Raw genomic sequence first — 18,187 nt, 5'->3', positions numbered from 1 at the left:
CATATGTTTAAGTTTATATTATAATTATACTTAACTTTAGGCAAAAATAAAAGCTAGTCATCTGACTAGCTTTATTTAATAACATTAATGGAATATAGATTATGTCTTCCTTCTTTAGATTTAGTTAGTATTCCAATATCAGTTAAATAATTCATATCTTTATTCACTTTTTTATAGTCTGATGACTTATTCTTTTTAGTATAATTCTCAATAGTAGCACTGTAATTTTCTTTGTTTAATATATATTTTATAATCTTTTTTTGCTCATTAGTTATATTTACACCTTTATCTACAAGTTCCATAAATATATAATTTTCAATATGCTTTCTAGTATATTTATCCAATATTATATCAATAGATTCTGACACAACTCCAAGAATAAATTCAATAAAATATGTCATATCTAATTCATTATCTTCAACATCTTTTATACACTTATAATATTTACTTTTCTTTTGAGCAATTAATGCTGAGATAGAAAAATGCTTAAATATATCATATCCTTCTTTAACTAAATATATATAAGAAGTTGCCCTTGCAGTTCTTCCATTACCATCAGGGAATGGATGTACAAAAACAAAATAAAAGTGAAATATTGCACTTTTTATTATAGGATTAATATCATTGCTATACATAAATCTAAACAAATCATCCATCATAGATTGTATATTATCTACATGAGCACCTTCATGGATTATTTCTCCTCTTTTATCTCTTACTACAACATCCTCTACCCTATACTTATTTATTTGAGTTTCTTCATCTAATGTATCTTTTGATATTAACTCAAAAATCTTTAACATTAGGTCTTCCGTAATCTGATTTTCCTTATCCTCAAGACCATACTTAAGAGCCATGTGATTGTTATATATCATTTTTTCACTTTTACTTGATGGAACTCTTTTATCCGTTACTAATTCTTTTGCTACTTTTCTAGTTGAAAATGCCCCTTCTATAGTACTTGAATAAAAAGATTCATCTGCTAAACTATCTAAAAGCATTTCTTCTGAGCTTATATAATTTTTAAATAAACTTTTACTATATTTTAATAAATCATCTTTTGCTTTTATTTCTATATAATCTATAGCAGATTTAATTTTTTCAGTTTCTACAAACCATAGCTTATTTCCTTTTTCATTTTTTAGTTCTGTATAAGTGGCTATTTCTTTTCTTTTAGATAATATCTTATCCCATTCATAATCTAAATCTTTACCCTTTTCCATTTGATATTTATATTTTTCTTTTGTTATATATTGTTCTGTTTCAGTTTTAACTTCTGATATATTATTAAATATTTTATAATCAGTATTGTCCCAATAACGATATACTGTTCTTTTAGATAGTCTTAATAGTTCTGCTGTTTGTGCTACTGTGTACCCTTGATTTTTAAATGTTTGTATTGCTAATATATTATTTTGTTTGCTTTGTTCTCGTTTTGTAAGTTTATTTTGCATAATATCACCGACTTTTATATGTTTTCTTTTATTATATTTAACTTTTTTAAGTTTTGTCAATTATAATATTTTTTTTATTCTGTATTAATGTATTGATTCTACTGTATTTTTGCAACTATTTTAGGAATCAAATTTAATTTCGTGTCACATATTAATTGTTAGAATTTATATTTTAACAGTTATAATAAAAAATTCGCTTCGCTCATGTCGCCAACGACTTCATCCGTTGCTCAAAATCTTTTTTACGCTCAAAACCAATTTGTTGATATTACTTACATTCAGAATTTATCCACATTTTTTTAAGTATTATAATATCCTTAAGCGTAAAAAAGGATCAGATTTCTCTGATTCTAGCTTTTTGTTTTGTCTGAAATTTAATTTATGGAGTTAAATAAAGTAGTACTATATTCTTTTATATCCTCTATATTTACTAAATTATTTTTAAGAAAATAAAAAGAGAATCAGACTCATCTGATTCTCTTAAGTGTAGTCCGCAGACATCCACCGCTATTAACCAATATTATATATATTTTATAATATTTTGTAAACCTGTTTATGTTTTTATATAATATCTAAATAATCAATAGTCTCTTGAGATAATTGGATTTGGAATGAAAATCCTTTTACTCCATGCTCTTTTAATTTATTACTATTCACCTTATCTATTTTATTTAAATAATTTTTAACTGGTACAAGCCTTACATATCTAGGCTTTCTAGCTATATCTGTACTATCTTCATTATCAAATAAAAACTCTTCATCATTTATAGTTTCGTCGTAGTTAAGTATAGCTCTTACAGAACACTTTAAAAATATTGCACTATATGGAGCACCTGTATATATGTATACTTCATCCCCTACATTTAAATCAAACTTTGTTCCATAATCTAATTATAATGATTTTTTGACAAAAGTAAAAGCTAGTCATTTGACTAGCTTTTGTTTTTGATTAAAATTTAATTTATTGAGTTAAATAAAGTAGTACTATATTCTTTTATATCATCTATACTAATTAATTTATACTTATCTTTTACGTTTTTGAAATATATATCAATAAATTCTTTTTCAATTATTCTATTACATCCAACATCCTTTTTTAATCCTCTTCTAGTTAAAATCCAAGGCATTTCTGAATGAGTCATTTCTTCAAGAATTTTTCCACTATAACACCCAAAGTACCTAACTACACAACCAACTATATAATCTTCAATCTCATCTAGTAAAATTTCATCGCTATCGTTAATTTCTATTTGACCTCTTCCAAAGCATTTATATCTATCATAAATACATCTATAAACAGGTCCATGAATCCATGCTTCACAATCATTATCAAATAAATAATCTCCAGTAAACAACTTATAAAAAGCTTGTGAGTAGTATAAAAGCTTTTGAAGAGCTAACGGTGTTATTTCTCCACACTTTCTTATTATATTAATAGCTACATTATCAATTTTATGTTCATTTGATTCGTCTACACTTATGGCAAGTTCTGATTTTTTTAACTCTTCAATTCTATTTCTACATTCTTCCACTATTTCTAATTGATTTACTACTAAAAAGTCGTTATTTTCTATATCGTCATAATCAATTAATTTTATAGTGTAATACTTTGTTTCTCCATTTATAAAGTCTGTTACTTCCACTCCTTCTGTAAAATATTTGTGGAATAGTTTATTGTTTGTAAATACGTCATTAGTTTCAAATGCACGTATTTTTCTTATTGCTTCTTTTATTGAGCTTTTTGGTATTTCTTTATTTATATTTATAAGGCGTTCTTCTAATCTATCTAGTAGAAGAACTTCTTTGTTATCTCTGTTTAAGTTACTTCCATGTATATATGTGTAGTCAATGTCTTTTAGGTATTCTATGACTACATTTTCTAGGCTTTCTTCTGTAAACATTATCTTTCCCCCAGATTGTAAGTTTATATTATAATTATAATGATTTTTTACTAAAAGTAAAAGCTAGTAGTTGACTAGCTTTATATTGCTTTTAAAGTATGTGCATATTCATATGATATTAATTCATTATCTTTAGTTTCTATCCATGCTCTTTCTTCATGTGATAAATCTGATATCTTAGTAACAGTTTTATTTTTAAGTAATTCAATAACTTCATCTATTACTTTTATCTCATCTTTAGAAAATAAACTTAAATCATAATTATTTTTACTCTTAATTTTAACTATTTCATTATAATTAATTTCTTTAATTTCTTTTTCAAACTTATTATCTAAATATAATATAAGTCCATAGTTTTTACCTTCTATTATAGGACCATAAGTAAACCTTGCATATCTAAGTCCTGTAATTGATTTTAAATTATTCTTATAGTTTACAAAATCAATATACCATAAATATTTATTAAGACTAGTCTTATATAAATTATTAACTCTTGATGCTAAATATCCAATAAGATTTTCTAGTCTATCTAAGTCAAATTTCCTAAAACCATTATATATACTTGGATTATGAGATAATGTATCTTTTATAAGGGTTTGTATACTAAATTGTTGTGTAATATTAACTTCTTTATCTACACATGTAAAAATTTCAGTATATGTTTTTTCAGTAATTCTACCAGCTTTATATGCATCTTCTACCTTTTCTCTAAAATAACTTTCATTATTTATAATTAATTTTAATATTTCACTATGACTTTGATTAGGTAAACTTCCTCTTTCATATCTATTTATAGTCATTTTGCCCCAATCAAGTATTGCTACTAGCTCTCTTTGAGATATATTATACTTTTCTCTAAATTCTATTATATCTTTAGGCGATACTATGCCAGTTAATTCTCTATATTTCGTATATAATCTATCTAAATTAGCTTCTTCTAATTCTGTAACATATAATCTTTCTTTACATTGTGAGCAAACACCTATATTTTGTTCAACATTAACTTTTACATTTTTATATTCTTCTTTTACTTCATTTATAATTAAGTATTCTACTTTTTCATTACATTTTTCACAATATACTTTTCTTTTTTCTGTACTCATAATACTACCTCCTACTCAAATAATTCATCCTCATGAAATGATATACAAACTAATTCTTCTGGAGGATTATATCTAATTTTTATGTATATATTAATGATATCATCTTTATCTAGCTCAAGCCCATATCTAAACTTCCATATATTCCCTTTTAATGTTTTATTATGGTCATTTTCTGGACCACCTATATGATGTTCTTTATTTAAATCTAATAATATATCTTCTATATCTTGTATTTGAAATCCATACTCTTGCATGAACTTTGCATTTTTATCTCTACTACCTACAAAATCAAAACCTTTTTCTGTAATATGTGTTTTTATTTTTTCTAGGTATTTATTTATAAATACGGTTTTAATAATAAAAACCTCCTTGTGCTATATATTATTGCCATCAATTAGAGGCATTTATACTAATATAATATATTATGTACGTACAAAAATAAAGAAAAATTTATATTGTTATATGTAATTTTTGAAAAAAATAAAAGCTAGTCAATTTGACTAACTTTTATTTTTTTGTTCTATAAATAGACAATTACTATCTATTTTTATACAAGCTTATAGATATAATATTTAATTTTTTCTCTAAAAATAAATTATATACCTATTTTTATCTCACCATTCATTAGCTTTGGCAATATACTATTTCTTATTTGAGCTAAATTCGTATTTTCATTATCTAATATTTCTTTTTTAGATAGTATTTTATCTAACAAAATAGATATACTTTCTTGTATATTCATTGGTGGAACTATTACATTAACTTTTCTTAATTCAGTTTGCCTAATTCCTACAACCGTAGTTCCAGTTGATCTATTTAATATCTGACCTTTTACATGTTTTGAATCCAACATATAATATAATAAACTACTTTTTAATATATTTTTATTACTTCTTAACCCATATACTCTTTGACTTAGACAATATTCTGTATTAGTGTTTATATAGTATAATTCTCCTACTGGTGCTTCTGAAGTCATAATTATGTCACCCATTTTTAGTTTATCTTTCATCCACTTTTCATATAATTCATTACTTACATATTTTATTACTTCAAGATTTACTAAATTTCCATCTTTAATATGCTTTGCTGATAATGCCATTATACCTTCATCAGACCAATCTGAACCTAGTTTTTTAGGTGTTTTTCCTCTATAATCAATTATTAATTCTAGGACTTCATCAAGATTCTTAACTTCCCATCCATTAGGAATCATACCAAACTCACTATCAACCATCTCTCCACCACTGCTCTTATAAGGCTGACCCTCATCATTAGGAAACTCAAAATCAACAAACCATCTCTTAAAAATACTTTGAGCCATCTCTTCTAAAGTCTTGTTCATCTCATTATTTAACTCTATCTTATCATCTAAAGAAGATAAAATATTAGCTATCTTTTCTTGTTCTTCTGATGGTGGTAATTTTATAGGAAATCTCTTAAAGTCTTTAAGTACTATTCTCCTTATTGCAGAACCTGATACATAACCATACTCTAATTCATGTTTTACATTTGGAGTTAATAAATAATACTTTAAAAATAAAGGATTAAGTATATCTATATTAGGTTTAAGTATTGCTATTGAAGATAAAAGAACTAAGTCCTTTTCTTCTTTTACAACATTAACAAACTTCATATAACTACCATCTTTAGCTATCAATACATCATTTATTTCTGGCTTACATTTTCCATTTACTAACTTCTGATAATCTTCTTCACTTATTTGTCTACATGAATCTATATTTATTTCAAAATATCCCATATCCTTAACTGATGCCATTGGATATCCATTTTCTACACTCTTAGGGCTAGAATGAGAACCATCTGTTATACTTATACAAACTTCATCTAAAGTATATTCTTTCCACTCATTACAACTCATAGCCAATTCCTCCAAGTTGCTTTCTTATCTCTTCCTCAAGCTCCCTAGACTTCTTAAACTGATTAGCCAAAGTATTAGTTAGCCTTTCCATCTTCTCCTCAAAGTCTTCACCATCATCTTCAACTTCCTCAATACCTACATATCTACCAGGAGTAAGTATATAATCATGTTCCTTTATCTCATCAATACTTGCAACCTTACAATATCCTTGAACATCTTCGTATCCTTCTTCATTTTGCCAAGCTATATAAGTATTAGCTATCTTTTTAATATCTTCATCACTTAATTCTCTTAACCTTCTATTTACCATATCACCCATTTTACGAGCATCTATAAATAAAGTTTGTCCTTTATGCTTTTTATCTCTATTAAAGAACCATATACATACAGGTATACCAGTAGTATAGAATAGCTTATCTGGTAATGCTACTATACAATCTACTAAATCATCTTCTAGTATTTTTCTTCTTATATCCCCTTCTCCAGAAGTATTAGAAGATAATGAACCATTGGCAAGTACTACTCCTGCCTTACCTTTTTGGCTTAGTTTATCTAACATATGCTCTATCCATCCATAGTTAGCATTTCCTTGAGGTGGTGTTCCCCATTTCCATCTAGCATCATCTACTAATAATGGTTGTCCCCAGTCGCTTTGGTTAAATGGTGGATTTGCTAGTATATAGTCTGCCTTTAAGTTTTTATGTAAATCTTCGTGGAAAGTATCTGCATTTTTACTTCCTAAGTTATTTTCTATTCCCCTTATAGCTAAGTTCATTTTTGCTAGTTTCCATGTAGTAGGGTTACTTTCTTGTCCATATACACTTATATCAAATGTACTTCCACTATGTTCTTCTACGAATTTAAGTGATTGAACAAACATACCTCCACTTCCACAAGCAGGGTCGTATACATATCCTTTGAAAGGCTGAATCATTTCTACCATAAGTGCAACTATAGATTTTGGTGTATAGAATTCTCCTCCACCTTTACCTTCGTTGGCTGCAAATTTTCCCAAGAAATATTCGTATACTCTACCTAGTATATCTTTTTCTTTTCCTTCTTTACCACCTACGTTTATATTAGTGAATAAGTCTATTATTTCACCTAATATTCTTTTATCTAGTTCTGGTCTAGAGTAATTTTTAGGTAGTACTCCTCTTAATGAATCATTTTCTTTTTCTATTGCATCTAATGCACTATCTACTATTTGTCCTATTTCTGCTTGTTTTGAGTGTTTTGCTATGTAATCCCAACGAGCTATTTCTGGCACCCAGAATACTCCTTCTGCTAAGTATGCATCCATATCTTCTGCAAAGTCTTCATCTTCTTCTAATAGTTCTTTGTATTTTTCCATAAATGTATCTGAAACGTATTTTAAAAATATTAGTCCTAGTACTACGTGTTTATATTCTGCTGCATCCATATTATTTCTTAATTTATCAGCACTTGCCCATAATTCTTCTTCGAATCCGATTGTTGCCATTGTTACACATCCCTTCTTTTATCTTTTTACATTATATCATATTATCTAGCAATTAATAACAATGACAGAATAAATACATAAATGTTATAAAGTTAGAAATACACATAGTTTTACTGTAATAATGAAAAAGCTATTTTTATTTAAAGAATAGCTTCTTTGCATTTGGCTATATTTTAAATAAGTATTGAAAATGATACAATATAAACTAAATCGCAATGGTTATATATTATAAAACAGAAAGGTTACTAACATGAATAAAGATTTAATGATAGAAAAAACTAAATTATTTGTTAAAGATAAACTAGAATATGAAGGTAGCGGACATGATTGGTTTCATATAGAAAGAGTATATAAATTAGCTAAATATATAGCACAAAAAGAAAATGCAGACTCTTTTATTGTTGAAATGTCAGCGCTATTACATGATATTGATGACTGGAAATTTTCAAATACCAATGATACAAAAACCACAGTTACAGAAAACTTTTTAAAATCCATAAATATAGATAATGAATCTTTTAAGAAAATAATTAAAATAATACAAACTATATCTTTTAAAGGTGGAGTTGTTGATTCAACACAACATACCATTGAAGGAAAGGTAGTTCAAGATGCAGATAGACTAGATGCTATAGGTGCTATAGGAATAGCTAGAGCATTTACTTATGGTGGGAGTAAAAGTAGAATAATATATGATCCAAACTTAAAGCCTATAGATTTTAAGTCCTTAAATGAAGTTAAGAATTCACAAAACCATACAATAAATCATTTTTATGAAAAGTTATTAAAATTAAAGGATTTAATGAATACAAATACAGCAAAAGAAATAGCTCAAAAAAGACATAAATTCATGGAAGATTTTCTAAATGTGTTTTATAGTGAATGGAATTTTAATGAACAGTACTAATATAGGCTATATTAGCCTTCTTTGTGATAAATATGATATAAAATAAATCTATAAACTAAAAAAATACCCTGTCGGTATTTACGACAGGGTATTTTAGCTTCCGTATTAAACTATATTAATTATCTAGATAAATAATGCTTCTTTACTAATTTTACAATCTCACTAGCTTCTTCAGCTTGTTTTTTAGGAACCTTAAATGATAAATGTAAATGCCATTATAACATTTTCATCATCTAATAAGTAATCAGCTATTTGATGCTCTATATTATTGTTCATATTACCGTATCCTGCTAATTTATTAAAAAATGACATAAATCTCATACGAAATTAAATCAAAAATTTACAACATAAAAATTATATATCAAACAAATGTTTCTTTACAATACAAAATATTTTTCAAAAGATTACTTATAATTAACAATATTTCTAACTTGAGCTGTACTAATTCCAAACTTTCTAGAAACCTTCTTATAATCACCATCAAAACTCTCCCTAATCATCCTATTTCTAGCCCCTTTAACAAGACTTGATTCATTAGGTATATATAAATTACTTCCACCAGCAAACTTAACCAAACTCTTAAAAGCATCCATACCTATAACCTCAACAACATCAACAACACCATCTGGTAAATCATTTATAGTTAAATTATCTAACATAACACCCTCCTATATAATTTCACATTTTTAAAACACATACTATATACATTCTCTAATAAATACAAAGCCTCCTACTAAATTCTTCAAATACTTTAATATTTCTCTTAAATAAAACCATATTAAACTATTACTAAAAATATAAGGAGGCATAACTATGAAATGGTACTTAGACTTTGGACATGGAGGAAAAGACTCTGGAGCAGTTGGAACTTATAATACAAAAGAAAGTGATGTAGTTTTAAAAATAGGTATGATTATAAAAGAAAACTTAGAAAAACATAATCAAAAAGTAATAACAACACGACAAAACGATAAATACTACTCCCTAGATTATAGAAGTAAAAAAGCAAATGAAAACAAATGTGATTACTTTGTAAGTATACATATGAACGCTGCAACTAACAAATTAGCAAAGGGTTGTGAGGTATGGGTTTATGATGAAAAAAGTAAGGTTTATACATTATCTAAAAACATATGCACTAATCTTTCAAAGGCTATAAATACTTTAAACAGAGGTGTAAAAGTGTCAAAAAAGTTTTCAGTACTTAGAAAAACTAAAATGCCTGCATTACTAATAGAGATAGACTTTATATCTAACCCTAGTGTTGAATCAAATTTATCTTTAGAAAAATACATAAAAGATATATCATCAAGTATCTCATCTACCCTACTATCGTTTGCTAATAATTTATAAAATATTTTCTTCAAATATTTTAATATATAACAAACACAATAGTTTCTATACTTAATATCAAGAAGATAATAATCTTTTAAAATAATTGGAGGTGGCTATATGGCTGTTAATGAAATGAAAAACCCATCAAGCTTAAGAATAAAACTAGACTTAGGTATGTTAGATGGTAAAACAAAGGTTAAAAGTAAGACATTTTCATCCGTTAAACCTGATGCATCAGCACAAAATGTGTATGAGGTTGCAGAGGCTTTAATGACTCTTCAAGAATACACAACAATTGAAATAGCTAAGATAGATAATACTACTTTAGCTTAAAAGTAAAATTATTATATTTAAGGAGGAATAAATATGAAAATAAATAAAAGACTTGTTATGACTTTTAAAACTACTGATGATAAGAAGGTTTCTTTATCAGTTGATGATCCAAGAGAGGATATTACTGAATCTGAGATAAAATCAGCTATGGATTTAGTAGTAGATAAAAATATCTTTGCTCCTAATGGTGCTGATATAGCATCAATAGTTGAGGCTAAGGTTGTTGTTACTGATACTACACCCTATGATTTAGAGTTATAAATTTACAAAAGCTATGTCTAAATTTTTGGCATAGCTTTTTTGTTAATTAAAAGTATTGAAAGGATGTGTTTCAAGGTGAATTCAGAGTTACAAACTTTGATAGCTTCTGTAGGCTTTCCTATTGCTCTTAGTATGTATTTACTTGTGAGGATTGAGGGTAAGTTACAGACTTTATCTGATAGTATTAATGAATTATCTAAAAATATTATAAGGATAAAATAGATAAATAGGGGCTAATCTCCCCTATCTCTTTTATTTGTAATATATTAAACCATTTATATTTCCATTTTGGGATAGTTTAAATAAAAAGGTATTGATTTTCAATCAATACCTTATATTCTTATTCAAACCCACACTTACCTAAAATACATATTCTATTTTTAGTAAAATCTAACTTTATATCTCAATCAATTTACCATCTTTTAATTTATTTAGTAACTCTATATTTTGTTCTGCTGTACCTGTATAGTCATTTATTCCGTTTTTTATAGCTATTTGTTTTCTGTTATTAAAGGAACTATCAACACCAATAGAGTTTAGAGCTTCAACTATTGAATTATAAGTTGAACTAACAGGTGGGTAATAATTTGTTGTACTTGTATTTTCTTCTAACATTTCATTTACTTTTGCTTGAACAGCTGCATAATCATATCCTGCATTAGTAAGTCTTGTTTTTCTTTCCTCTCCATCACCCCATTGACCTGCAATTACTTCTTTTGCTAATTCTTCAATTGTTTTTCTATCTGTAGATTCTAATATTTCATTTACTTTTGCTTGGACAGCTTCATAATCATATCCTGCGTTAGTAAGTCTTGTTTTTCTTTCTTCTCCATTACCCCATTGACCTGCAATTACTTCTTTTGCTAATTCTTCAACTGTTTTTCTATCTGTAGATCCTAATATTTCATTTACTTTTGCTTGAACAGCTTCATAATCATATCCTGCGTTAGTAAGTCTTGTTTTTCTTTCTTCTCCATTACCCCATTGACCTGCAATTACTTCTTTTGCTAATTCTTCAACTGTTTTTCTATCTGTAGATTGTAATATTTCATTTACTTTTGCTTGGACAGCTTCATAATCATATCCTGCGTTAATAAGTTTTATTTTTCTTTCTTCTCCATTACCCCATTGACCAGCAATTACTTCTTTTGCTAATTCTTCAATTGTTTTTTTATCTGTACCTGGATTTGATCCTTTAATTTCATTAATTAAGTCTCTATACATTATATTCATATCAACGTTTCCTGATATTCCTGGTACTTTTCCTGTGTCAGAATATTGAAGCATATCATATTGACCTTTATATCTATCTTGTGATACTCCATAATTTGCAACCCACGTTGTATATCTTGCTTTTATAGTATCTTTATTAAGATAATTTGTGTACCAATTAAGATTTGCATAAACACCTGCCCAATATCCTGCATTTTCTATTACTGTATTAAATGCAATACAAATATTAGTTAATTTAACTTTCCCTAAATGCTCAATCTTACTATCTTCCATATCAATATAAACAGGCAAATCAATACTTTTGCCTTTTAATTGATTTACAGCCCACTTGGCACCACTTTCTGCCCTTTCTTGTGTATTACAATAGTTATATACATATACACCTATTGGAATGCCTTCTCTTTTACAAGCTTTGTAATAGGTTTCAAATTTTGTATCTAAGGTATGATTAGTATTTCCTATCCAACCTAACCTCAATATAGCAAAATCAATATTTTCTTTTACTTTTTTCCAATCAATATTACCTTGATAATGACTTACATCAATACCTTTATAACTCATTTATTTGCTCCCTTCTTTTATTTCATTTAATTTGTTCTATTTATAACTTGAAATACTCAGTGCACGCATAGAAGAAAGTCAAGTTCTGTGATATATTCTAGTTAGTCCAAAGTACAGTACTCTGACAAACTGATAATATAATTCGCGCACAATATATACTATGATTCATCCCACTTTTTTTCTACAATTTTTTATTATATTTTTATATAAATAATCTTTTTATTACCAGTCTGTTTTAAATATACAAATAAAATATTAACATTTTTAATAATTGATTTAATCTTTTCCCTGGAAATTTTTACAACTAATTTTGCTCTAATATATATTCCATAATTTTTTTACATAGGTAAATTTATGAATTTTTATTACCCTTATCCGTAGATTCTATAATTTAATTTTTTATTCCTTATTCCTACTAGGAAATCTTTTGACATCTCAATCAACCTACTACCTAAAGCCTCATCTATATTAACCAAGTTTTCTATACTAAGTTCTGTGCTAACTATCACTGGCAACTTATTAAAATACCTATGATTAATAAGTTCAAACATTATATTTATATCACTTTTACTAATGCTTCCCTTAAATAAATCATCTATTAAAAGCACTTTTGCATTTTTATATCTATTCATAATTTTATTATAGTAAACCTCATCCATAATATTTTGTTTTATCTGCGTTATTACGTCCCTATATCCCATATAAACAACTCCTACACCATTATCCATTAATACATTTGCAATGCTAAGTGATAAATGAGTTTTTCCCGATCCAGATTGTCCCATAAACATTATTGAGTTTTGAGTATTATTTTTTATAATATGAAAGTTATTAGAATATTTTATAGCTTTGTTATAGGCATTTATAGCTTGGCTATCATTTATAGTTTTAAAGTTTTCAAAGTTTTTATTTCTAAATTCTTCGCTTATTCCACTTTTTCTTAAAATATCTTTAGCTTCTTTAACTATCCTACATTCACATGGTGTTGCCACACCATCATTTATTATAAAGGTAAGGTCTCTACATTTATTACATTTATAATTACTCTTATCCCAATCTTTTTCTAAGTTGTTCAAGTTCATCATCTGTTGTGCTTTTATAAGTTTTGTCATTCTCATTTTTAAGTGATTTGGCATGTTTAGACTCTCTATACTCTTTGTTATATTTTCCATGATTATCTTCCCCATTTTCTATGTTATATCCTAAGTCTTCAAAGGACTTATATAAAAGTTTTACAAATTCTTTATTTTTAATATTATCTATTTCTTTTTTTATACACTTTTGTACTTTAGGACTGTTTGACATATTGTGCTTTATCCAGTTTACCAGGTATACTTCTTTAGTTTCTTCACAGTAATATATCTTTTTATATTCTATAAATCTTTGTATAAGCTTTTCTACGGTTTCTCTGTTGTATCCCGTTTCGGTTTCTATAATTCTATTATGTAAACTATATACTCCACATTGAGTTGTTTTACTGTTTGTCATTAAGTATATATAAAAATACTTTTCTTCTGGAGTTAAATCTAGTACAAAGCTATCTTGCCAATAATCTATGTGTATGTGACGATATGCTGCCATAAATTTCACCTACACATTCTTTAATACTCTTTGGCTTATTTTAAACACTTTTGATGTTGTTGTTTTTGTATATGCATTAGCTATATCTGGTAACTCTGTTCTTAATTTTTGTGTATCTATTGTATTTCTACTTTGATTTTTAAGTGTAAGCTTTCTATCGCCTATATAAGCTGTTTCATATCCATCCATTTCACTTTTAAAAAAGTTTTCTATGGACTTTTTCTCTGCTTCTAGTTCTTTTATATAGCTACATATTACATCATATCTATTTAATCTAGCTTCTTTATCAACTAATATTAGTGGATTTTCTTTTGAATTGTTTTTATCGTTTAAAGAAAGTAATTCATGGTTTAATATATATTTTACAGCTTCTACAAATTCTTCGTTTGTCATTGACTCTTTTTTAAAATTGTTGTTGTTTAAAAATATCATAATTTTCTCCCCTTTTACATTTATTAAAATTGTTATTAAGTTTATAATAAGCTTTAATGGTATAAATATATCCTTATATTAAGTTGCTTAGTAAATCTAAAAAATACATTTGTCCCTTTCCTGTTACTAAAGTTGTAGTTGATAGTATTTCTCCTTCAACAGTCTTAACTACATTTTCAGCTATTTTAAATAATCCTTGTTCTAGGTATGTTTGCTTTGGCATGTTTTTGTCTTTTCCCTTTTTTATAAGATAGCCTCTATCCCTTAGCAATGTAAACAATCTGTTTCTACCAATTACTATATCGTTATTGCTAAGTAGTTTTGCAAATTGACCTATAGTTATTGCATCAGAACTTACTGCAACCTTTTTTCCAAAGTTTGTGTAAGGTGTATCTATTGTAATTATTGCTTCTAAGTTTTCAGCTTTTCTTTGTGCCATTAATTTTTCTTCTCTTTCTTTTTTAATCTCCATTGCTAAATGTATTATAAAGTCTGGATCTTTAAGTGTTTTTTCTATTGCATCATCATTTAAGTATGTACCATATTTTCTTATTTCTGGAAGTACTTCATCCATTATCCAGTTTTCAAAGTTTATTGCACTTGGCAATTTTGACTTCATGATTAATCTGTATAAGTTTCCTTCACTTATGTATTTTTTAGATACAAATTTTTGTGCATTACTTCCATCTTTTTTGACTCCAGTTACTACCCTTACGTCTTGAAACAGTACCCCTTCTTTTTTACAATGTCTAAGTATTGCTCCCCTTGGATTTTGATAACCTAGTATAGTTGCCACTGGTATTGCTTCAAAATACTCTTTTTTATCTTTAACTATTACGCTAATCTCCCCAAATTCCTTATTTCTAAAAACCTTGTTTATTTCCATTTGATTATCCTCCTTTATTTATACGTACCATTTGGTAAGTAAGATTGTAAAATTTTTTACTTTAAACTTCATTACAATTTATAAATATATCTTTTATTTCTTGTGCACTTAAGTCTAAATACTTACTAATTTTTGAAACCTCACTTAATGTAAAATCATTTCTCCCATTTTCTTTAAAATTATAAGTTTTGCAAGCAATCCCTATTTTTTTAGAAATATCTTGTTGAGTAAGCCCCATTAACATCCTTTTTGCCTTAAGTCCTTTAAGCCCCATTTAAATTTACCTCCTAAACAATATATATTATATTTTTATAATTTTCTTTTCCCTATCTGTAATTACATAATATTCCTAAAAATATTTATTGTCAATAATCATTTGGCAAACTTCTACAAGTTGTGATTTTTAAATTACTTATTTTATTACCAAATTGTAAATTTTATTTAGTATTTTGTAATATTTTACTACTTTTATGTTATAATATTTTTATAAAAATTTTTTTAATTTTTTTATTCATCTTTCTAAAAAGATATTTAATTTATCACATTAGAAAAATAATTTTTATGGATTTTATAAGTTTTATTAACTATAATCTATTAACTATATTTTTAACAATTTTAAATAAAATTTATTTTAATATAGATTTACATTTACTTAAATTAATAGACTTTTAGTTATAAAGTTATATAAATTGGAGGAATATTTTTATGGAAACTATGGGTGAAAGAATAGCAAAAGCTAGAATGTATATGAATTTAAATCAAAGAGAACTAGCTAAAAAAGCTAATATTGCAGAACCTACTTTATCTAGATATGAAAACGGATATAGAGAACCAAAAGCTGGTACTATTAGTCAAATAGCTGAGGCTTTAGGTATATCTGCTGATTATATATTAGGTATTACAGATACTATTGAGGTTATTAATAAAGATGAAAATAATTTAGTTGCTATAGAGGATATGTTTGATGATATGAATATAACTTTGCAAAATTCATCTTGTCTACTTTATGGAAAACCTGTATCTGATAAGACTATAGAAAACATAGTATCTGCTATGAAAGGGGCTATTTTATTATCAATACAAGAGGAAAAAGAAAGAGAGTTACAAAATAAATCAAAAGATAAATAAAAGGGGATTATTATGCCACGTTCAGCATCTAGCATAAGACATATAGTTAGAAATTTAAAACTTGAGTATGAGGGTTGTAGTTTAGAAGATATTATAAGGGATAGAAAAATAATACTCCTTTATACTGACGATTTAGAAGTTGATGGTGCTTATGGAAAGTTTGATATACACTTTGGAAATTGTGTATCTATTAGTAAACAGTTTATTTTTATAAATTCAAAGTTAGACTATTATAAAAGGATTTATGTTTTAGCTCATGAGTTAGGTCATGCCATACTTCATCCTGATGTAAATACTATAGATCAAAACTATAAGCCAGTAATAGCAGATTGTAAGATTGAAATGCAGGCTGAAATTTTTGCTTCTGAGTTTTTATTAGATGATGATTCTACTTTAGAATATATTAACTTAGGAGTTACAAATATCAATCAAGCTAAAGAACAATGTGTTCCTGTAAAGTATGTAGATTTAAAGCGTAAAAATTTAGTATATGCTAATTTTAAAATAGCTTTTTGATTAAGGTTGGGTTTTCCTAACCTTTTTCTTTTTGAGCAAGGATATATCGTTGGAGACATAAAAATTAGCGCCCACACGTGGCTTAAAGTATTTCGCCGACACGTCGCTCAAGCGTAGCGAATTTTTTATTTTTATTTTTGTTTTTATTTTTCTTTTTATTTTTCTTTTTCCCTATACTCTATTTATACAGTATCTATACTTATAATATTATTTGGTAAAAGTAAGTTATAATATGGATATAAATTCTTTTTAGATAAAATAATTTAATGTTATATATGATATAACTAATCTTTAGCAATTGTTATATAATGTGTATTAAATAAAATTATAATATATATGTTAAGATATAAGTTAACAATTATTTATGTAGACAACAATTTAAGGGGGAGTACAATGAAGAAGATCATAATACTTATTAATGTAATATTCTCATTAATATTTATAGCAGGATGTACTAACAATGATATAGTTTTAAATACTGATGAAGAAGTATTACAATATCTCAATGAAAGTGACTTTATGGAAAGTATCGGAAAAGAAAATTTATCTATTATAGATACAATACAAATTGATGATTCTAAAATAGTAACTTTTTTATCAAATACAGGACAAGGATATATTGTATGTGAAAAAAATAAAAAAGGAAATTATATAATGACAGACAATATGGCACAAGGTATTGAGTCAAATGGATTAGGTGTAAGCAACTTTATAGTTAGATATAATCTTAGCGATGGATTAAAATTTAGAAATATGGCTTACATAGTTATTTCTAATGGAAGTAATGTTTCTAATGTAGAGATTTCAGTAAATAACCGTATCTTTAATGACACATTGGAAATGGGTAAACCGTCTATGGTTTTACTTAATCTTAGAGATATATTATCAGAAGAGGAATTAGAAGATATGGTAGATGTAAATTGTAGGTATTTTGATATATATAATAATGAATTAATATTCGAATAATTACTATAAATCATTTGATTCACAATATTAATATATTACAAACAATTTATAGTAAGTTATATAATCAACCACATCTTAGAATTCAATGTATTGAAAAGTCTAAGGTGTGGTTATTTTTATGTCATATTTATCACGAAGATGGCTAACATAGCCTATTTTTTAATTTATATAGATGAAATTTATGGTTAGTGATTTTCTTATTTAAAACATATATACGTAAAAAAC

Annotated in this window: 21 protein-coding genes; 8 read left to right on the top strand and 13 right to left on the bottom strand. The window is 26.5% G+C overall.

Annotated elements, in window-relative coordinates; genetic code table 11:
* Positions 1 to 71: 71 nt before the first annotated feature.
* The 6 genes from CRIB_RS05185 to CRIB_RS05160 form a co-directional block, all read right to left on the bottom strand.
* On the bottom strand, positions 72 to 1,454 hold the full coding sequence (locus CRIB_RS05185) for a Fic family protein (protein WP_180703465.1): 1,383 nt from the start codon (positions 1,452 to 1,454) through the stop codon (positions 72 to 74).
* Between the two features lie 956 nt (positions 1,455 to 2,410).
* On the bottom strand, positions 2,411 to 3,355 hold the full coding sequence (locus tag CRIB_RS05180; RefSeq protein WP_180703464.1) for a Panacea domain-containing protein: 945 nt from the start codon (positions 3,353 to 3,355) through the stop codon (positions 2,411 to 2,413).
* A gap of 80 nt (positions 3,356 to 3,435) precedes the next feature.
* A complete protein-coding gene (locus tag CRIB_RS05175; RefSeq protein WP_180703463.1) occupies positions 3,436 to 4,458 on the bottom strand; it encodes a type II TA system antitoxin MqsA family protein in 1,023 nt (340 codons plus the stop codon).
* An 11-nt stretch (positions 4,459 to 4,469) separates the two neighbouring features.
* Positions 4,470 to 4,712, bottom strand: a complete 243-nt coding sequence (locus tag CRIB_RS05170) for a hypothetical protein (protein WP_330404951.1) — start codon at positions 4,710 to 4,712, stop codon at positions 4,470 to 4,472.
* Positions 4,713 to 5,053: 341 nt separating this feature from the next.
* Positions 5,054 to 6,340: a restriction endonuclease subunit S gene (locus tag CRIB_RS05165; RefSeq protein ID WP_180703462.1), complete on the bottom strand. Its 1,287-nt coding sequence runs from the start codon at positions 6,338 to 6,340 to the stop codon at positions 5,054 to 5,056.
* Positions 6,330 to 7,823, bottom strand: a complete 1,494-nt coding sequence (locus CRIB_RS05160; RefSeq protein ID WP_180703461.1) for a class I SAM-dependent DNA methyltransferase — start codon at positions 7,821 to 7,823, stop codon at positions 6,330 to 6,332. The genes CRIB_RS05165 and CRIB_RS05160 overlap by 11 nt, the downstream gene beginning before the upstream one ends.
* A 250-nt stretch (positions 7,824 to 8,073) precedes the next feature.
* On the opposite strand from CRIB_RS05160, the gene CRIB_RS05155 reads away from it, so the two are divergent.
* Positions 8,074 to 8,730, top strand: a complete 657-nt coding sequence (locus CRIB_RS05155; protein WP_180703460.1) for an HD domain-containing protein — start codon at positions 8,074 to 8,076, stop codon at positions 8,728 to 8,730.
* A gap of 404 nt (positions 8,731 to 9,134) precedes the next feature.
* On the opposite strand, the gene CRIB_RS05150 is transcribed toward CRIB_RS05155, so the two are convergent.
* Positions 9,135 to 9,389: a Mor transcription activator family protein gene (locus CRIB_RS05150; protein WP_180703459.1), complete on the bottom strand. Its 255-nt coding sequence runs from the start codon at positions 9,387 to 9,389 to the stop codon at positions 9,135 to 9,137.
* A 154-nt stretch (positions 9,390 to 9,543) separates the two neighbouring features.
* Between CRIB_RS05150 and CRIB_RS05145 the strand changes: the two genes are divergently transcribed.
* The 4 genes from CRIB_RS05145 (at position 9,544) to CRIB_RS12805 (ending at position 10,881) form a co-directional block, all read left to right on the top strand.
* Positions 9,544 to 10,083 (top strand): N-acetylmuramoyl-L-alanine amidase family protein, encoded by a 540-nt coding sequence (locus tag CRIB_RS05145; protein WP_180703458.1) that lies wholly within the window; start codon positions 9,544 to 9,546, stop codon positions 10,081 to 10,083.
* 99 nt (positions 10,084 to 10,182) lie between these two features.
* A complete protein-coding gene (locus CRIB_RS05140) occupies positions 10,183 to 10,398 on the top strand; it encodes a DUF1659 domain-containing protein (protein WP_180703457.1) in 216 nt (71 codons plus the stop codon).
* A 33-nt stretch (positions 10,399 to 10,431) separates the two neighbouring features.
* The gene (locus CRIB_RS05135; RefSeq protein WP_180703456.1) at positions 10,432 to 10,659 is read left to right on the top strand and encodes a DUF2922 domain-containing protein; all 228 of its coding nucleotides are present in this window, start codon (positions 10,432 to 10,434) and stop codon (positions 10,657 to 10,659) included.
* Positions 10,660 to 10,722: 63 nt separating this feature from the next.
* On the top strand, positions 10,723 to 10,881 hold the full coding sequence (locus tag CRIB_RS12805; RefSeq protein WP_408638562.1) for a YvrJ family protein: 159 nt from the start codon (positions 10,723 to 10,725) through the stop codon (positions 10,879 to 10,881).
* 174 nt (positions 10,882 to 11,055) lie between these two features.
* Here CRIB_RS12805 and CRIB_RS05125 read toward each other — a convergent pair whose 3' ends face one another.
* The 6 genes from CRIB_RS05125 to CRIB_RS05100 all read right to left on the bottom strand — a co-directional run bounded on the left by CRIB_RS05125 (position 11,056) and on the right by CRIB_RS05100 (position 15,626).
* The gene (locus tag CRIB_RS05125) at positions 11,056 to 12,453 is read right to left on the bottom strand and encodes a GH25 family lysozyme (RefSeq protein ID WP_180703455.1); all 1,398 of its coding nucleotides are present in this window, start codon (positions 12,451 to 12,453) and stop codon (positions 11,056 to 11,058) included.
* 371 nt (positions 12,454 to 12,824) lie between these two features.
* Positions 12,825 to 13,535 (bottom strand): ATP-binding protein, encoded by a 711-nt coding sequence (locus CRIB_RS05120; protein WP_243633595.1) that lies wholly within the window; start codon positions 13,533 to 13,535, stop codon positions 12,825 to 12,827.
* The gene (locus CRIB_RS05115) at positions 13,501 to 14,034 is read right to left on the bottom strand and encodes a hypothetical protein (RefSeq protein WP_180703454.1); all 534 of its coding nucleotides are present in this window, start codon (positions 14,032 to 14,034) and stop codon (positions 13,501 to 13,503) included. Before CRIB_RS05115 ends, CRIB_RS05120 begins: the two co-directional genes overlap by 35 nt.
* 9 nt (positions 14,035 to 14,043) lie before the next feature.
* Positions 14,044 to 14,466 carry a hypothetical protein gene (locus CRIB_RS05110; protein ID WP_180703453.1) on the bottom strand — a complete coding sequence of 141 codons (423 nt, stop codon included), beginning with the start codon at positions 14,464 to 14,466 and terminating at the stop codon, positions 14,044 to 14,046.
* 73 nt (positions 14,467 to 14,539) lie between these two features.
* Entirely contained in the window at positions 14,540 to 15,352 is an 813-nt protein-coding gene (locus tag CRIB_RS05105) for a phage antirepressor KilAC domain-containing protein (RefSeq protein WP_180703452.1), read from the bottom strand.
* 61 nt (positions 15,353 to 15,413) lie between these two features.
* Positions 15,414 to 15,626 (bottom strand): helix-turn-helix transcriptional regulator, encoded by a 213-nt coding sequence (locus CRIB_RS05100; protein ID WP_180703451.1) that lies wholly within the window; start codon positions 15,624 to 15,626, stop codon positions 15,414 to 15,416.
* A 431-nt stretch (positions 15,627 to 16,057) separates the two neighbouring features.
* On the opposite strand from CRIB_RS05100, the gene CRIB_RS05095 reads away from it, so the two are divergent.
* From CRIB_RS05095 to CRIB_RS05085, 3 genes are all read left to right on the top strand, one after another.
* The gene (locus CRIB_RS05095) at positions 16,058 to 16,480 is read left to right on the top strand and encodes a helix-turn-helix domain-containing protein (RefSeq protein WP_180703450.1); all 423 of its coding nucleotides are present in this window, start codon (positions 16,058 to 16,060) and stop codon (positions 16,478 to 16,480) included.
* 12 nt (positions 16,481 to 16,492) lie between these two features.
* Positions 16,493 to 16,996 carry an ImmA/IrrE family metallo-endopeptidase gene (locus CRIB_RS05090; RefSeq protein WP_180703449.1) on the top strand — a complete coding sequence of 168 codons (504 nt, stop codon included), beginning with the start codon at positions 16,493 to 16,495 and terminating at the stop codon, positions 16,994 to 16,996.
* A 393-nt stretch (positions 16,997 to 17,389) separates the two neighbouring features.
* The gene (locus CRIB_RS05085; RefSeq protein ID WP_180703448.1) at positions 17,390 to 17,962 is read left to right on the top strand and encodes a hypothetical protein; all 573 of its coding nucleotides are present in this window, start codon (positions 17,390 to 17,392) and stop codon (positions 17,960 to 17,962) included.
* Positions 17,963 to 18,187 lie beyond the last annotated feature (225 nt).

Source organism: Romboutsia ilealis (assembly GCF_900015215.1).
Lineage (GTDB): Bacteria > Bacillota > Clostridia > Peptostreptococcales > Peptostreptococcaceae > Romboutsia > Romboutsia ilealis.
This window is presented reverse-complemented; position numbering and strand designations above follow the sequence as displayed.

Excerpts from the sequence above, each read along its gene's own strand:
- CRIB_RS05100 (WP_180703451.1), bottom strand. The coding sequence starts at position 15,626 with ATGGGGCTTAAAGGACTTAAGGCAAAAAGGATGTTAATGGGGCTTACT.
- CRIB_RS05110 (WP_180703453.1), bottom strand. The coding sequence starts at position 14,466 with ATGATATTTTTAAACAACAACAATTTTAAAAAAGAGTCAATGACAAAC.
- CRIB_RS05140 (WP_180703457.1), top strand. The coding sequence starts at position 10,183 with ATGGCTGTTAATGAAATGAAAAACCCATCAAGCTTAAGAATAAAACTA.
- CRIB_RS05090 (WP_180703449.1), top strand. The coding sequence starts at position 16,493 with ATGCCACGTTCAGCATCTAGCATAAGACATATAGTTAGAAATTTAAAA.
- CRIB_RS05085 (WP_180703448.1), top strand. The coding sequence starts at position 17,390 with ATGAAGAAGATCATAATACTTATTAATGTAATATTCTCATTAATATTT.
- CRIB_RS05120 (WP_243633595.1), bottom strand. The coding sequence starts at position 13,535 with ATGAACTTGAACAACTTAGAAAAAGATTGGGATAAGAGTAATTATAAA.
- CRIB_RS12805 (WP_408638562.1), top strand. The coding sequence starts at position 10,723 with ATGTGTTTCAAGGTGAATTCAGAGTTACAAACTTTGATAGCTTCTGTA.
- CRIB_RS05160 (WP_180703461.1), bottom strand. The coding sequence starts at position 7,823 with ATGGCAACAATCGGATTCGAAGAAGAATTATGGGCAAGTGCTGATAAA.
- CRIB_RS05165 (WP_180703462.1), bottom strand. The coding sequence starts at position 6,340 with ATGAGTTGTAATGAGTGGAAAGAATATACTTTAGATGAAGTTTGTATA.
- CRIB_RS05105 (WP_180703452.1), bottom strand. The coding sequence starts at position 15,352 with ATGGAAATAAACAAGGTTTTTAGAAATAAGGAATTTGGGGAGATTAGC.
- CRIB_RS05125 (WP_180703455.1), bottom strand. The coding sequence starts at position 12,453 with ATGAGTTATAAAGGTATTGATGTAAGTCATTATCAAGGTAATATTGAT.
- CRIB_RS05145 (WP_180703458.1), top strand. The coding sequence starts at position 9,544 with ATGAAATGGTACTTAGACTTTGGACATGGAGGAAAAGACTCTGGAGCA.
- CRIB_RS05170 (WP_330404951.1), bottom strand. The coding sequence starts at position 4,712 with ATGCAAGAGTATGGATTTCAAATACAAGATATAGAAGATATATTATTA.
- CRIB_RS05155 (WP_180703460.1), top strand. The coding sequence starts at position 8,074 with ATGAATAAAGATTTAATGATAGAAAAAACTAAATTATTTGTTAAAGAT.
- CRIB_RS05115 (WP_180703454.1), bottom strand. The coding sequence starts at position 14,034 with ATGGCAGCATATCGTCACATACACATAGATTATTGGCAAGATAGCTTT.
- CRIB_RS05185 (WP_180703465.1), bottom strand. The coding sequence starts at position 1,454 with ATGCAAAATAAACTTACAAAACGAGAACAAAGCAAACAAAATAATATA.
- CRIB_RS05180 (WP_180703464.1), bottom strand. The coding sequence starts at position 3,355 with ATGTTTACAGAAGAAAGCCTAGAAAATGTAGTCATAGAATACCTAAAA.
- CRIB_RS05175 (WP_180703463.1), bottom strand. The coding sequence starts at position 4,458 with ATGAGTACAGAAAAAAGAAAAGTATATTGTGAAAAATGTAATGAAAAA.
- CRIB_RS05095 (WP_180703450.1), top strand. The coding sequence starts at position 16,058 with ATGGAAACTATGGGTGAAAGAATAGCAAAAGCTAGAATGTATATGAAT.
- CRIB_RS05150 (WP_180703459.1), bottom strand. The coding sequence starts at position 9,389 with ATGTTAGATAATTTAACTATAAATGATTTACCAGATGGTGTTGTTGAT.
- CRIB_RS05135 (WP_180703456.1), top strand. The coding sequence starts at position 10,432 with ATGAAAATAAATAAAAGACTTGTTATGACTTTTAAAACTACTGATGAT.